Here is a 14,673-nt window from a genome sequence, read left to right as displayed (position 1 = left end):
ACGTTCACCCACCGTCAAGCGCGTCCTTCCTGCTTCCCGTTACCCGGTTTTATTGGTCGTCTTGGCAATTCGGGCGAGCCGCCGTTTGCAGTTCCCATCGGGAGAGCAGCACAATCACGGTTAGCTCCAGCCCGAAATACAGCCAGCCCAAGGCCTTTACCTTCTGGTAATGGAACAGGAGCAAAGCCACAGTCATGACACCGTACAGCAGGTTCGCCAGCGCAATGGCTTGCAAAAAAGGTCGCCAGTTGGCGGGCTTACTCCAGAAGCACCCCAGCGAATAGGACGCAAACACGGCCGCCAGCAAAGCGAGTAAATGAAGTGTCTGCACCGGCAAGCCCACGCTGCGCTCGAATACCGGCAAGATAAAGCCCAACGCGATGGCCGAGAGCAAGGCTCCCAGGCTGTCCAAGAGAAAGACTCGCCGGGGGCGCATCTGCCCCCAAACGGCGTGTGTTGCCCTCATCCGTATCGTTTAGCTGAAGGCTATGGCTGCATCCCTCGCGTGAAGGGTCACCTTTTCGATGGCCGGGCTTTTGCCTGCCCTCCACAAGAACTAACATTTTTTGCGTAATCCCGGCCTTGGTTAAAAGTTTGGTACAAAGGTTAAACAGGCAGCCGCTCTCCTGCTTAGGCCACCGGTTTACTGGACGACTTGCGGGCCAGCACTAGCTTCGTTTACAATGCCCTAGGGGCGCGGGGAAGAGCGTCCTAACTGTGACTGCTGCTTCTGCAGGGAATACTGATAGGCCACCCCGCTGAGAACGGCCCCGAGCAAGTAGACCCAGATAGTTCGGTCGTCAAACCGGGTCCCTGTCAACCCGATGCCAAAACCGCGGGAGTATGCTGCTGGCAGCGCGCCTAGGACCGCGACCGTCGTTAGGACGGCTACCAGGGCACGCGCGGCGTAGGTAGTCGCGTGTTGGGGCTTAACAAGCTTCTCACTGGTGATAATCAAGAGCGTGAAAAGCAGAATAAGCGAAATCTTCACCACGGGTCCGACCTCGTCGGCCACTTCCCAGGTGGTGCGGAAAAAGTTGACCAGCACCTGCGGGCTGTACGGTTTAAAGTGCAGGGGGCTGGCCAGGACGAGGAGCGCACTCGTCCCAAACACCAGCACTACCCAAGCGACCAACAGCGCTTTCAATTTAATCCCAATTGGTTCTGTGGGCTGTTCTTCCATGCCAGTCAAAAAAGCTTGAAACTGCGATTGATAACCATTGCGGGCTGACGTAAGAGCCATATTACGAAGTAAATATACGGATGCTGAAATACCCCGCCTCCGCGCCGAAATTCGACCAACTGGCCACAGTGTTGTTTGTCGTTTTTATCACCAGTGCTCCCCGTCTACTCTGCAGTAAGTTTCCGTGCTGAAGGCGAAATTGCTGAACGTGCCGAATAGGGCAACAAGGTGGGGCCATCCCCCTTACTAAGTGGTCCCACTTTTTGGCCTCGTTTTCACCTCCCCAACTGTCACTGATTGGTGGGGGCCAGCAAGGTGCACCTTATTGACCCCATCGCCGCGCAGTAGTGAGCGTGAAGGCCTTTTCGTAGCAGCGGGGGGATAAAATTACTCTAAGCCCCCGGCCCCGGTGGTTGGGGTACGTAGAGGGCGGTAGCCGTTGGGTTGTACTTCGACACTGCGCGGGAAGGTGTATTTACCTAATCGGTTGAGGTGTTCGAAGCGGGCCGGCGAGAGGTGGACCAGGTCTTCGTCGCGCACCTCCACACCTTCGGCGCGCAACGTTTCGATGACTTGTTGCAGGTAGACCGTGTTCCAGAGCACGACCAGGTTGGTCACTAAGTTTAATGCCCCGACTACTTCTTGCTGGGCTTCTTCCTGCTTGCGCCGAATCATTCCGTCGCCGCCGAACCAGAGAAATACGCGCAAAGCGTGCAGACGCTCACCCTTGTTGAGCTGGACGTGAATCTTACGGCGTAGCGGCCGGCTAAGTAGGTAGCGCAGGATGAAGTTCGTTTTGATGAGCCGCCCGTACTGCTGCAACACGTAGGTCAGCCCGTGCTGGCGCGGGTAGGCCTGGAGTTTGCTGATGAAGAGCGACGCCGTGACGTAGCCCAGCTTGAAGGAGCCGGCTACCCGCAGCAGGTCGTCCAGCCGCGCTTCGATGTAGCCGGGTTGGATGTGGCCGGTGAAGTGCAGGCCCGGATAGGTCAATTCCCGGCCCCGGATGCGGCATAATTTCTGGTCCCCAATGTCGCGCAGCCGGGGCGAATACTGCAAACCGAGTAAATCGAACAGGCCAAAGATGAGGTCGGTGTAGCCGTGCGTGTCGGTGGCGTGCTCGACGATGACCAACTCCGTTTCGTTGCCCAGAATCTCATCCAGAAGGGCTTGACGCGGAGAACCTGGCCAAAGTGAGAAAGGCGCTGGAAAAAGGCCTGTCCGTGGCCGAAACCGTGGAACTAACCGGCATCAGCCTCTCCAGCGTCAAACGCTACCGCAAGCACTTGCAGGCCGCGCTCCCCGAACGGAGAACCGGATAGACAGCTGGCGCGAGCGGTTCCTTCAAGACGCTTTCCACTCGTTCACTTGGGGTAGTGGGGCCCAATGCGTCGGTACTTCCAGGGTGGAAAGCACAGGAAATCGGGAGGTCGCTCCCCCCAGCAACAGGACCGATTGGCCATATACTACGTGCGCAATGCGGTGATATCGAATGGCATAGGCGCACATCACGCACGGCTCGTGCGTGGTATAGAGCCGACAATCCGAAAGGTCCGCGCGGCCCAGATGCTGCCGGGCATCCTGGAGCGCCAGCAACTCGGCGTGCGCCGTCACGCGCCGCTCGGAATGGGTGGCTTCCTGACCCTGTCCGACAATCTGCCCCTGGCACACCACCACCGCTCCCACGGCCGGATTGCCAGCGGCGGCAGCAAGCTCCGCTAACCGGTAGCAAGCTGCCATGTACTTGCCGTCTGGAATACGCATCATAAGGCGTGATGAAAACGATGAGCAAACTGACTTTTCAATAGCTCTGGCACCAGCGGCATCGACAGTAGCAACCGGATAGCTGCCAGGTCCTGTGTCACGCCATAGTAGAGGTCGGCGACCTCCTGGATGCTGAGCGCATACGCGGAACGCTGCACCAAGTGAATAGGGTCGCCGGCCTGGAGTGTTCCCTCGCGCAGCACCTGAAAGTAGATGCCACTGCGGCCGGCCGCGGCGAAGCGCGCGACCATACCCGCGTCGTTGAACCGTATTCCGAGCTTGAAGCAGGGCATTCGGGGCTGCACGGCCCGGAGTACGGCGCTGCCGATGGCGAATTCGTCGCCCAGGCAAACGTCGCGTTCCAGTAAGCCGGTCGTCGTCAGGTTTTCGCCAAACACGCCGGCCCCCGACGGCATCGCCCCGACCAGTTGCTCGGCCCAATACGAATAGTGTTCGGCGGCATAGGCGTACACGGCTTTGTCGGGGCCGCCGTGCACGCGCAGGTCGGCCTGCCCGTCGCCGGCCAGCCCTACGGGCCCCACCGCCACGGGCTCGGCAACCGGCGCTTTAAAAACGCCCGTACTTACCCAGCGCCCCTGCCAGGCTACGGTACGCGGCTGGCCCACTTGGACGGAAAGAAGCTGCTTCATCGGGAGAGGTTCGCTAACGAGAGTTCCATGTAGGTGTCGGCGCGCGCATAGGGGTACAGCGGCAACTCGATTTCCTCGAAGCCCAGCTTGCGGTACAGGGCGTAGGCGGCCGGCAGCGCCTTTTGCGTGAAGAGCTTGACCCGTTCGGCGCGGTGGGCACGCGCCATGCGCAACGCGTGCCGGGCCAGCAACTCCCCGATTCCCTGTCCGCGCACAGCCGCCGCTACGGCCATCTTGGTGAGTTCAAACGTAGTGGCATTCACCCGCCGCAGGCCGCAGGTTCCTACCGGCTCCTCGTGTAGCAGGGCCATGAAAATCAGGCCGCCCGTGTCCAGCAGCAGGCGCTGCGGGTCCGTCAGCACGGCCACGTCCTGGGGCTCCAGGGCGTAATGCTCGGTAATCCAGGCTTCGTTCAGGGCCTGAAACGCAGGTTGAAAGCGGGGCTCGTAGGCCACGATACGCACAGTATCTTCCATTGCTATTTTCGGTTAAGCAAGTACACGCCCAGCAACAGCAGCAGCAGCCCCAGACCCCGACCAGGTGTCAGGGCGCGCCCCGGCACCCCCAGCCAGTGGAAGTGGTCGACCAAGAGCGCCAGTAGCAACTGCCCCGCGACGACCCCACTGAACACGCTGGCCGCCCCTAAGCGCGGCACGGCCACGGCCGTGGCGGTCACGAAAAAAGCCCCCAGCAGTCCGCCCGCGTACAGGTGCGGCGGCACCGCCCGCAGCTGCGCCCACGGCGGCAGCGCCTGCCCCGAAGCCAGCAGCACCCCGCCCGCTGTCAGCGTGCCCACCAGAAACGAGATAAACACGGCCCCGAACGGGCTATGCACCGCCGCCCGAAGCTGGCCATTAATAGCGGCCTGGGTGGCCATGGCGGCGCCGGCCAGCAACGGCAGTAGCGGCAAGAGTGCCCGCATCATGGCTGGGGCAGGTAGCGGGCCAGAAAATTGTCGATGCGACGGTGATGTCCTCGTGGAATTCTTCCAGCACGAAGTGCCCACCGGGGTAGAAATGATACTCAATGATGGGCAGGTCCTGCGCGTAGGCCAAAGCCCCTTCCTTGGTGAAAAACTGGTCGTTTTCACCCCATACCACGAGCGTCGGCGGCTGCACCTGCCGGAACATCTGATGCCAGGCCGGGTACTGGGGTGGGTTGTTGCGGTAGTCGTACTGGAGCTGAAACTGCGCTTCCTTGTTGCCCGGCCGGTCCAGCAGCACTTGGTCCAGCGTGTAGGTATCGGGGCTGATGCGCGTGGGGTCGGAGGTGCCGTCTTCGTACTGAAACCGGGTAACAGGCAACTCAAACAGCTCCATCACCTTTTGCTTCTTCGCCGGGCTGCGGTCGGTCCAGATAGCAATAATGGGGTCGAAGATAGGCCCGATGCCCACCGGATAGGCATTGGCGTTCTGCACGATAAGACACTGCAACAGCGCCGGCCGGCGCGTGACCAGGCGCAAGCCCACCGGCGCACCGTAATCCTGCACGTAGAGCGAAAACCGGGTCAGGCCCAGCGCGTCCACGAAGCCTTCCAGCACGTCGGAGAGTCGGTCGAAGGTATAGGCAAAATCTGCCGGGGCCGGGAAGCTGCTGTGGCCAAAGCCCGGGTAGTCGGGCGCGACGACGCGGTAGCGGTCCGCGAGGCCGGCCAGCAGGTGCCGGTACATAAACGAGGAGGTCGGGAAGCCATGCAGCAACAGTACTACCGGTGCATCGGCCGGCCCGGCTTCGCGGTAAAAGATGTCGAGGCCCTCGACTTGGACGGTGCGGTAATAAACCGGATGGAGTGTGCTCATGGGAAAAAGGAATTGGAAATGAAAAGTAGACAAGTCTGTCTATTGACAGGCAAAAAAATTAGCTAAGCAGCTTGGCTACTGTCTGCTTAGCTAGTTGAATGGGCCACACGTGCTGCTGCACCTGGCTTTCGGTAATGGCTCCCTCAAACAAGAGGTACACCGTATCGCCCAAGGCCTCGGGGTCTGGGGCTGGCTGAGCCACCTCCGCCACCAAGCTCCGCAGCAGGGTGCGCAGCGCCTGTTTATGGCGCCGGGCTTCGGCCGTGATGGTGGTCTGACTGGCGGGCACTTCGGCCAGGATATTTAAAAAGCTGCACCCGCGAAAATGGTCACGAACTGAATGCTCGACCAGGAAGTCAAAGCAGGCCAGCACTCGTGGCGTCTGCGTGGCGTTTAAGTACGCGGTGAGGGCCGCGAACCACTGCTGATTTTTGGTTCGCAGGTACTCCACGCACAACTCGTCCTTCGAAGCGAAGTGCTGGTAGAGGCTACCCTTGGCAATGCGCGCTTCGGCAATAATCTGGTTGATGCCCGTCAGGCCGTAGCCCTGCTCGTAGAATAAGCGGGAGGCCGTGGCAACTAGCCGTTGGCGCACATCGAGTTGGTCAGGCATGGGCCAAAGGTACAAAGCGGAATACAATTAGACAAGTCTGTCTAATTGTGCCGTGCCATGTCTCGACAGCTTCTCGTTCTTTACCAAGTTCTGAACCGGTCGATGCCAAGCGCACACTAATCCCCTGCTAGCATTGGATAGGTATTAACGATGCTTCATTCCAGGCTTAGAGTAATTTTATCCCCCCGCTGCTACGAAAAGGCCGTGAACCAAGCAGCGCCTGATGGTCGGCTCGTTTAACCTTTGTACCAAACTTTTAACCAAGGCCAATCCCGACCCACCGGGCGCGCCCACCATCCTCAAAGCCGAGCTCAAAGCAACCGCGAGGTGGACTAACCCCACTTCTGGCGCGCGTCTCTGACGCGGCCGTTGCCCGCTGTCCGAACGGCGCGCACCGGGCGTCCGGAGACTCCCCGCCAGTGGGCAGCGCGCCGCAGACGCGCGCCAGCACCGGGCAACAGCTGCTGCGGAACAGCAATTACTTCACTTGCTACAGCAGCGCCACGAACTGGTCGTAATTCTGGTAGCGCCAGAGGGCTTCGAGCAGGTAATAGTCGGCGTACACCAGCGGCACGTCCACTTCCGAGTTGGCGGGCTTGTAGCCAGTGGCGTGCTTGAGCAGGAAGAAGTTGTTGGTGCCGGCCGTGGCCAGGTACTGCGGCGTGCAGAGGCTGCTGAGCAGGCCGGTGGCGCCCTGGTAATACTTTTTGGGGCTCTTGGCGTATTTGCTGAGCTCCAGCAGGCCTGAGGCCGCGATGGCCGCCGCCGACGCGTCGCGCGGGGCGTTGGGAATGTCGGGCGCGTTGAAATCCCAGTAGGGAATGTGGTCCGGAATGCGGTTGGTTTGCTTGAGAAAGTAGTCGGCCGCGTGCTGGGCGGCCGCCAGGTAGCGCGGGTCGCGGGTGTGGCGGTAGAGCATGGCGTAGCCATAGATGGCCCAAGCCTGCCCGCGGGCCCAGCAAGACTGGTCGGCAAAGCCCTGGTGGGTCATCGCCTGGCGCAGCTGGCCGGTAGCGGGATTGAAATCGAGGACGTGAAACGTGCTGTAGTCTTTGCGGAAACGGTTTTTCAGGTCGGTATCGGCGTGGGTTTTGGCGATGTGGGCGAAGGTGGTGTCGCCGCTGAGCTTGCTGGCCGAAAACAGCAGGTCCAGGTTCATCAGATTATCCACGATGACCGGATAGGTGAACGGCGCAAAGTCCCACGACCGGATGGCCCCCACTTTTGGGCTGAAGCGGCGCGAGAGCGTAGTCGCGCCCTGCAGCACTACTTCGCGGTACTTCGGCGTCTGCGTCTGGGCGTAGCCCTGGCCGAACGAGTTGTTCAGGATAAAGCCGAGGTCGTGGTTGTCGGTGGTGTATTTCTCGGCTTCCAGGGTTTCGGTGCGGGCGGCGGCGCGGCGGCGCCAGCTGTCCTTGCCCGTGAAGCGGGATAGCTGCCAAAGGTTGCCGGCAAAGAAGCCGCTGGTCCAGTTGCGGGAGTTGGTGAGCTGCAGCGAGCCGTCGGGCTGGGTGCTGCGCGGCTGCCGGGTGCTGTCGGGGTACTGCCGCAGCAAGGCGGCGTACTGCGCTTCGGCCAGCGCCACCACTTGGCCCACGGGGATGGTGGGGGACTTTTGGGCCGCCGCGGGGCCCGCCAGCGCGAGCAGCAGCAGCAGCGTCGGACGCGTTGCGTTCATGGCAAAGGGATTTCAGGAAAGGTTAGCAAGGGATAGCAGCACAGTGGGCCATGTGGGCTTTCGGTGCATGTTTTAGCTCGGCGGCCCCGGGGCACCATCGTCCCACCGCGATACTCCCAGGGCCGCTTCGCTACAAGGTCCAGGGGCGCCGAACGTTGTCCGGGTAGAGGGCAAAGACCTTGTCGGCGGCCAAATCGGGGTAGTGCTGGCCAGCCTTGTCGTAGAGCAGCAACGCGGTGTGGTTGCTGATGGGCACCACGTCGGTGCGCTCCATCTGCTTCTCTTTCAGTAAGTAGGGTTTCAACCAGGCCACGCCGGCGTGCAGGCTGCGGCCGTCGGGCAGGGCGTAGTTCCAGAGGTCGACGTTGACCTTCTCGGCCAGGCGGGCCAGGCGCACCCAACCCAGCATGTTCATGGTCACGTAGTTCCAGGGGCGGGTGCGGGCCAGCTCGAGGGGCTGCGCGCCGTCGGGTTGCAGCTGGGTGGCAAGGCGGGCTTTGGTTTGGGTTTCTAGCACCTTGCGGGCCAGGGCTTCGTCGCCGGTGAAGAGGGCAAAATCCACCACCTGCGCGTCGTAAAAAGTGCCGTGGTTGTTGTCGACTTTTCCTTCGGCCACGCCCAGCGGGCTCGTCAGGGCCCAGTTGGTGAACTGCCGGAACCAGTCCTGCAGCCCGCTCACCAGCTTCGTATCAATGCTTTTGCTGCTGCCCATCAGTGCTAGCGCGTCGGGGATTTCCACCAGGTTGCGGGTTTCAATCATGCCGTAGCAGCGGCCCGTATTGAGGCCCGGAATAGCCTGCGCGAAGTTCAGATTAGGGTTCATCTGCGTGGCCGGGTCCAGGAAAAACCCGCGCAGCTGCTGGGCGGCTTTGGAGGCATATTCCTCCTTGCCGGTGAAGTAGTAGGCCACGCCCAGCTTTTTCACGTCGCTGATGAGGTCCACTAGGTTGTCCTCGTCGGTGAAGGCGGCGGCCTCGGGGTTGCGCAGCCCGTCGCGGTTTATGTATGGCTTGCCGTCGGGCTTGGCCGGGTCGGGCCAGCTGTAGGGCGCTTGCGACATATAGTCGTGCTTGTCGCCGGTGGGCGGCGTCTGGCTTTTGCGCACGATGGTGTACGGGCCGTGCGCCAGCGCTTTCTGGGCGTCGGCCACGGCGGCCTGCACCTGCCTGGTTTCAGCCGGGCTGCCTTTTTGGTAGGCCGCTTTGTAAGCCGCCAACTGGGTGCCATCGAGGAGAATAAACGCTGGGCGGCCGCCTTTCTGCGCCTGGGCCGTACCCTCAACCACACCAATTAGCAGGATAATTACCCAGCACCGAACCAGAAACTTGCACATCATAATAACAGACGGTTGAAACATCATATGGAACCGAAGCCATGCAAAGTTCTGCATCGGCAGCACCGCACCCTTTCTGATTTTCAACAGCAAGTGTTCACACCGATTATTTCCTGCTATCCACTGAAAATGAATGAAATAAAAACAGAAAAGCCGAGCCTGAACAGGGCCCGGTTTCAATTTTAGCGCACGCCTGTCACAATCCTTTTAGTGCGGTACGTGGCGGGCGCGGTACTCCGAGGGCGAGAGCTGGTAGCGCGCCCGGAAGCTGCTGGAGAAATACGACGGTGTGGAAAAGCCCAACTCGTATGCCACGTCCGTGATGGAGCGCGACTCGTCGAGCAGCAGCTCGCCGGCCTTCTCCAGGCGCTGGCTTTGGATAAATTCCGTGACACCGGTGCCCAGCACGGCTTTCACTTTGCGGTATAGCTGCATGCGTGTGAGGCCCAAGTAGCGGGCCACGTCCTCCACGCCCAGGTTGGTGTCGCTCAGGTGGGTTTGCACGGTGGCGGTGAGGTCGGCCAGGAACTTCTGGTCGGGGGTGGGCGCGGCTTCGTCGAGGCGGAACTCGCGGCGGAACTGCGCCCGCTGGCGGGCGCGGTTGGCCAGCAAGGTGCGCACGCTTTCGAGCAGGAAAGTAGGGTTGAAGGGCTTGGTGAGGTAAAGGTCGGCCCCGGCCTGCACGCCTTCCACCTGCTGCTCGGCGGCCCCGCGGGCCGTGAGCAGGATGACCGGGATGTGCGAGGTGCGCCAGTCGGCCCGCAGCTGGGCCACCACTTCCAGGCCGCTCAGGCCGGGCATCATCACGTCGCACACTATCAGGTCGGGCAGGAGTTCGGTGGCGAGGCGGAAGCCGGTGTGGCCGTCGGTGGCGCTCTGCACCCGGAAATCGCCGCCCAGCTTGCGCGTCAGGAAGTCATTCACTTCCTCGTTGTCTTCAATGACGAGCACCAGCGTATCGGTTTCTGCCCGGGCAACTGCCGCGGCTTCCAAGCTTAAATCGGCCAAAATACGCTCGGGCACTTCGAGCAGCATTTCCGACGAATCGGCGGGGCTGTCGGCGCGCAGCTCCGCCGGCAGTTCCCGCGGTAGCGTCACGGTAAAGGTGCTGCCCCGGCCCGGCAAGCTGCTGAACGTGAGCTGACCCTGATGCAGGCGCACCAGCCCGTGCGCCAGCGCCAAGCCAATGCCCGAGCCTTTGGCCACCGGCCCCTGATTGCCTTGGTAAAACCACTCGAAAATGTGCGCCCGGTCCTGCTCGCTAATGCCGCGGCCCGTGTCGGCAATGCTCACCTGAATGGCCTGCCCGTTGTCGGCCAGCTGTAGGCTGATGGTTACCGTTCCCTGGTCGGGCGTAAACTTTACCGCATTGGACAGCAGATTGAAGAAGACTTTATCCAACAAATTCCCGTCGAACCACGCCGTGAGCTCCGGCGCGGCACTTAGTAAGCGCAGCTGCACGCCGCGCAGGCGGGCCGGCTTCTCAAACACTTCCACAATCTCGCGCACGAAGGCCACCAAGTCGCCCGATGTGGCCCGTACCGCCATTTTGCCCACTTCAATTTTGCGAAAATCCAGCAACTGATTCACCAGCTGCAGCAGGCGCTGGGTATTGCGGCGCACTAAGGTCAAGTCCTGGCGCTGGCCTTCGGTCAGGGTCGGGCCACTGGTGAGCAGCTCCTCCACCGGCCCCATGATGAGGGTGAGGGGCGTACGCAGCTCGTGCGAGAAATTGGTGAAGAAGCGCAACTTGGCTTCCGTGTCGGCGCGCGACTGCTCGGCCAATACCTCCAGCTGGTTGCGCTGGCCCCTGATTTCCTCGTTCTGGTGCAGCAGCTGCCGGTTGATGCGGTCATTTTCCTCATTCTGGGTGGTCAGCTCGTGGTTGATGCGGTCGTACTCCTCATTGCGGCTGCCCAGCTCGCGGTTGATTTTGTCGTTTTCGGCGTTTTGCAGGGCCAGCTCGCGGTTGATTTGCCGGTTTTTGCGGGCCGAGCGCCACGCCACCGCGCCCAGCGCCAGCGCCCCGAGCAGCGAGGCCAGCAGCCCATACAGCGCCGTATGCTGGGTGGCGTAAGTGGCGAGTAGGTGCTGTAACAGGCCCTGCTGCCGGGCAATGTCGCGCTGCTGGCTCACCATCTTGTCAGTCTGCTGGCGCATGGTCACCGCATTGGTCGAGTCGATGACCATTGTACCCAAGATATTTTCCCGCTTGAAGGGCTGATGGGTGAGGATATTTACCGCCGTCCGAATAGCATCCTCGCCGGCGGGCGGGTACAGGAGCGAGGCCGTGAGCACGCGCTGCTCCACCAAGGCCGGCTCCAGCCCATCCACCCCAATGATTCGCACCTTTCTGGTGAGGCTAAGCTTCCGTAACACCTCGGCAGCGCCACGGCCCATCTCGTCGTTGTGGGCAAAGATGAGCGACACCTCCGGATGCGCTTTCAGCGCGGCCGTAAGCAACGGCTGCAAAGCGATGCTGTTCCAGTTGCCGTTGACCTGCGCCACCAGATGCAGGCTGGGAAATGCAGCCAGTCCCTGGACAAAGCCCAAATGCCGGTTCACCGTGGTGGAGGCATTGACGCCCCCCAGAATCTCCAGCACGTTTCCTCGCTCCTTCAGCAAGCGCGCGGCGTAGCGGGCGGCAGTTTGGCCCACTTCCAGGTTGTTGCCCCCCACAAAGGCGGTGTATTGCTCCGAGGTAATGCGCCGGTCGAGCAACACCACGGGAATGCCGCGCTGGTAGGCTTCTTCCACCGCTGGGGTCACGGGGCCCGCCTCCTGGGGCGACACAATGAGCAAGTCGATGCCGCCGCGCACCAGCTCCCGGATTTGTTCCTGCTGCCGCTGACTGTTGTCGTGCGCATCCAGCATGCGCAGCTGCATTTCGGGGTGGAAGCTCAACTCCCGCTCCATGCCGGCTAGCACCGCCTGCCGCCAGGTGCCGGTGCTGCTGCACTGCGAAAAGCCGATGCGGTACGAAGGATGCGCCGCCGGCCCGCTACAGGCAGTCAACAGCAGGAAAGCAGGCGCCAGCCACGCTGAGGCGCGGAAAAACAGTTTTGTCGTCACAGGGAGATTAAAGGTTGGGCCCAGGGTGAGATGGCAGGCGCAACCTTTCAAATATACAAAGCAGAACAGCCGGCTGTACAAATCAGCCTTCCCTAATTTAGCTGCCCAGGCTTATCAACGAAGTTATTTAGAAAATTGGCACGTCATGCTCATCTGGCGTCCGCTTGTCGAAGCATCTTTATCGCAGCAGAAATCCCTGTCGATTGGATTAGTATTGCGGTAGAAATGCTTCGATAAGCGGACGCCAGATGAGCATGACTGTACTTTTTCCGTACCTATCCACGAATAGGGTACTTACCGCAACTATTCCATATACCTCCAAATTTTCAGCCTTATGCTGCCCCTGCTTGGCCTGCACCACGTCGCCATCATCTGCTCCGATTACGCCGTTTCGAAACACTTCTACACCGACATCCTGGGCCTGCAGGTGCTGGCCGAAACCCATCGGGCCGAGCGGAATTCCTACAAGCTGGACCTGGCCGTGGGGGGGCAATACCTCATTGAGTTGTTCTCTTTTCCTAGCCCGCCTCCGCGCCCCAGCTACCCGGAAGCGGCCGGTCTGCGCCACCTCGCCTTCGCCGTAACCGACTTGCCGGCCGCCATTCAGTGGCTGGCGCAAAACGCGGTGCACTGCGAGCCTATTCGAGTTGATGAATTGACGGGCCGCCGCTTTACTTTCTTTGCTGACCCCGACGGCTTACCGATGGAATTCTACGAGGTGTAGTTGCAGCATCACACCCAGCAGCGCCAGCCTGAATTTCTTCAGCAGCACGGGTAGAGCTAGAGCCCCAAAAATCGTGTTTTTTGATGCGGCGTCGCCACCGGTTGCAGCAAAGCCATCGAAGAACTGGTCGTATTCCGGATTGATGGCCATGAACTGCCCCTGCAAATGCGTGGACAGCTCGGTGATTTCCAGCCCGGCCGCGAGAGCATCAAAAAGGGTGGGGCAGTGGGGCTAAGCATCAAAAAATAGGGGTTCCGCTGGTACTGACCGAAAGCCGGGGTACTGCTGACGGAAGCCATCCCGATGGCTGCTTAACTCCATTGCCCCACCCTTTTTGATGCTCTCCTAGAAGGCTGCATGGGAAGCATTTATCGCAGGCCGCAGATTTTCAGGAACAGCCCCCCAGGATTCTTCGTGGCCTTCACCTTATCAGTCTTCAGCTGGTAGGTAAACTTGAAGAGCTGGTCCAGGTGCTTGGGGTCGCCGAGAATGGTGGCCACGAGTTGGGGCTGGGTAATACCCAGCGCATCCAGATGCTGTTTGGCTGAAAAGGCCCGGGCGTCTTCGGCCGGTTGCTCGAAGGGTATCGGCAGCTGCTGGGGTTGCTGGCGGGCGATGGTGAAGCGCACCGCGTCGTAGGCCCGCCCCTTTTTTAGCAGCTGGTAGTCAATCTTGAGGTCGGTGTGCTCGCTTACCTGGCGCACGGCGATGTCGAGCACCCGGGCCTTGAGCTGGCTGATGTTCTGAAACAGCTCCGGCTCCTTGCCCTTAGGGTCTTTCAAGTGCAGCATCTGCTTGAACTCGTCCAACGGGTAGGTGCGCGTAGTGGCCTTGTCCTTCCACTGGCTTACGAGCTGGTAGATGCGCTTGGCGTACTTGCTGCTCAGCTTCAGGGCCGAGTGCAGCTGGTAGGAGGTAAAGTTCTCCTTGAGGTTGAATAGAAAGGGTCGGATGGGATTGGCTAACTGAATCTGCAGGCAGCCCTTGCCCTTGATGTACTCCACCCGCTGAAACATCCAGAGCTGCTGGTAGGTCTGGTCGTTTTCCACCTCAAACATGCGCGAGCCCATGTCGGCCGTGGCCTCGCGCAGCTGCTGGTAGTTCCACTGCCGCCCCGTGAGGGCCTCCACGTCCTTGACGTAAATCGTGTACTCCCGGTCCGGAGCGTCATCCCGCCGTAAGCGAGAAAGCAAAAAGAAGAAGATGTCGAGTTGGCAGGCCGTATAATCGTAGCGGGCCTGGGTGATGGCGTTGTGCTGGCGCACAACGGGCGTAGGCTCCACTACAGTGACAGTAGTTACGACGGGCTCCATAGACACGGGATAAGTAGCGTGGAATGAAGCAAATGTAAGAACCCAGGCGATATTAAAACCACAGTGGTAATTGAACGTGGTTTTTCACTTATAAAACGTGATGCAGCAGCTTATAAAACGTGGTAGTTGGCTTATAAAACGTGGTAATTAAAGGTATAAAACGTGGTTTTTCGCTTATAAAAAGTGGTTTTATACCTTTATATACTATTGATTATCAGTGTGTTATGAGCTCTACAAATAGACAAGTAATTACAAATACTCACAAACTTGTTGATACCCACTCCAAAAAAAGCTTTTAGAGTGGTGGTTCGAACCCGGGCGGTGGGACAAACAAAAAACAACAAACGGGAAAGCCAAAATGAGCACGACCACAGAGATTGCACTTTATAAAGTTCTAATTACGCTTTACCCATTTAAGACCACTTTTTATAAGTATCACTAGTGCCACCAGCTTCTTAGAATAGATTGCAGCCACAGGACACTTTTTATACTCCTGCCGCCCTTTTTTTCGGCATTTAAACAGTGTTACTAACTTTATACTAAC

General features: G+C 59.9%; 14 protein-coding genes and 1 pseudogene. 1 reads left to right on the top strand and 14 read right to left on the bottom strand.

Annotated elements, in window-relative coordinates:
• Nucleotides 1-49: 49 nt before the first annotated feature.
• The 12 genes from H8B14_RS18540 to H8B14_RS18485 all read right to left on the bottom strand — a co-directional run bounded on the left by H8B14_RS18540 (nucleotide 50) and on the right by H8B14_RS18485 (nucleotide 12,092).
• Entirely contained in the window at nucleotides 50-394 is a 345-nt protein-coding gene (locus H8B14_RS18540; protein WP_187317169.1) for a hypothetical protein, read from the bottom strand.
• A 294-nt stretch (nucleotides 395-688) separates the two neighbouring features.
• Nucleotides 689-1,243, bottom strand: coding sequence for a hypothetical protein (locus tag H8B14_RS18535; protein WP_187317168.1), 555 nt, complete (start codon nucleotides 1,241-1,243; stop codon nucleotides 689-691).
• Between the two features lie 327 nt (nucleotides 1,244-1,570).
• Nucleotides 1,571-2,317: a Tn3 family transposase gene (locus tag H8B14_RS18530; RefSeq protein ID WP_187317167.1), complete on the bottom strand. Its 747-nt coding sequence runs from the start codon at nucleotides 2,315-2,317 to the stop codon at nucleotides 1,571-1,573.
• A gap of 210 nt (nucleotides 2,318-2,527) precedes the next feature.
• Entirely contained in the window at nucleotides 2,528-2,950 is a 423-nt protein-coding gene (locus tag H8B14_RS18525) for a nucleoside deaminase (RefSeq protein WP_187317166.1), read from the bottom strand.
• Nucleotides 2,947-3,597, bottom strand: a complete 651-nt coding sequence (locus H8B14_RS18520) for an MOSC domain-containing protein (RefSeq protein ID WP_187317165.1) — start codon at nucleotides 3,595-3,597, stop codon at nucleotides 2,947-2,949. Before H8B14_RS18520 ends, H8B14_RS18525 begins: the two co-directional genes overlap by 4 nt.
• Complete coding sequence (locus H8B14_RS18515) at nucleotides 3,594-4,073, bottom strand: GNAT family N-acetyltransferase (RefSeq protein ID WP_187317164.1); 480 nt, start codon at nucleotides 4,071-4,073, stop codon at nucleotides 3,594-3,596. The genes H8B14_RS18520 and H8B14_RS18515 overlap by 4 nt, the downstream gene beginning before the upstream one ends.
• A 2-nt stretch (nucleotides 4,074-4,075) precedes the next feature.
• Complete coding sequence (locus H8B14_RS18510) at nucleotides 4,076-4,522, bottom strand: DMT family transporter (RefSeq protein WP_187317163.1); 447 nt, start codon at nucleotides 4,520-4,522, stop codon at nucleotides 4,076-4,078.
• Nucleotides 4,452-5,396: an alpha/beta fold hydrolase gene (locus H8B14_RS18505; RefSeq protein ID WP_187317162.1), complete on the bottom strand. Its 945-nt coding sequence runs from the start codon at nucleotides 5,394-5,396 to the stop codon at nucleotides 4,452-4,454. Before H8B14_RS18505 ends, H8B14_RS18510 begins: the two co-directional genes overlap by 71 nt.
• 58 nt (nucleotides 5,397-5,454) lie before the next feature.
• Nucleotides 5,455-6,009, bottom strand: a complete 555-nt coding sequence (locus H8B14_RS18500) for a TetR/AcrR family transcriptional regulator (protein WP_187317161.1) — start codon at nucleotides 6,007-6,009, stop codon at nucleotides 5,455-5,457.
• Between the two features lie 490 nt (nucleotides 6,010-6,499).
• Nucleotides 6,500-7,687 carry a glycoside hydrolase family 88 protein gene (locus H8B14_RS18495; protein WP_187317160.1) on the bottom strand — a complete coding sequence of 396 codons (1,188 nt, stop codon included), beginning with the start codon at nucleotides 7,685-7,687 and terminating at the stop codon, nucleotides 6,500-6,502.
• Between the two features lie 130 nt (nucleotides 7,688-7,817).
• A complete protein-coding gene (locus H8B14_RS18490) occupies nucleotides 7,818-9,047 on the bottom strand; it encodes an alginate lyase family protein (RefSeq protein ID WP_187317159.1) in 1,230 nt (409 codons plus the stop codon).
• Between the two features lie 180 nt (nucleotides 9,048-9,227).
• A complete protein-coding gene (locus H8B14_RS18485; RefSeq protein ID WP_187317158.1) occupies nucleotides 9,228-12,092 on the bottom strand; it encodes a substrate-binding domain-containing protein in 2,865 nt (954 codons plus the stop codon).
• 334 nt (nucleotides 12,093-12,426) lie between these two features.
• On the opposite strand from H8B14_RS18485, the gene gloA2 reads away from it, so the two are divergent.
• Nucleotides 12,427-12,816, top strand: a complete 390-nt coding sequence (gene gloA2 / locus H8B14_RS18480; protein WP_187317157.1) for an SMU1112c/YaeR family gloxylase I-like metalloprotein — start codon at nucleotides 12,427-12,429, stop codon at nucleotides 12,814-12,816.
• A gap of 105 nt (nucleotides 12,817-12,921) precedes the next feature.
• Here gloA2 and H8B14_RS20935 read toward each other — a convergent pair.
• Nucleotides 12,922-13,014: pseudogene (locus H8B14_RS20935) on the bottom strand (sugar phosphate isomerase/epimerase family protein); the annotation flags it as partial.
• Between the two features lie 170 nt (nucleotides 13,015-13,184).
• Nucleotides 13,185-14,129 (bottom strand): replication initiation protein, encoded by a 945-nt coding sequence (locus H8B14_RS18470; RefSeq protein WP_222840648.1) that lies wholly within the window; start codon nucleotides 14,127-14,129, stop codon nucleotides 13,185-13,187.
• Nucleotides 14,130-14,673 lie beyond the last annotated feature (544 nt).

The organism is Hymenobacter puniceus (genome assembly GCF_014333525.1).
GTDB lineage: Bacteria > Bacteroidota > Bacteroidia > Cytophagales > Hymenobacteraceae > Hymenobacter.
This window is presented reverse-complemented; position numbering and strand designations above follow the sequence as displayed.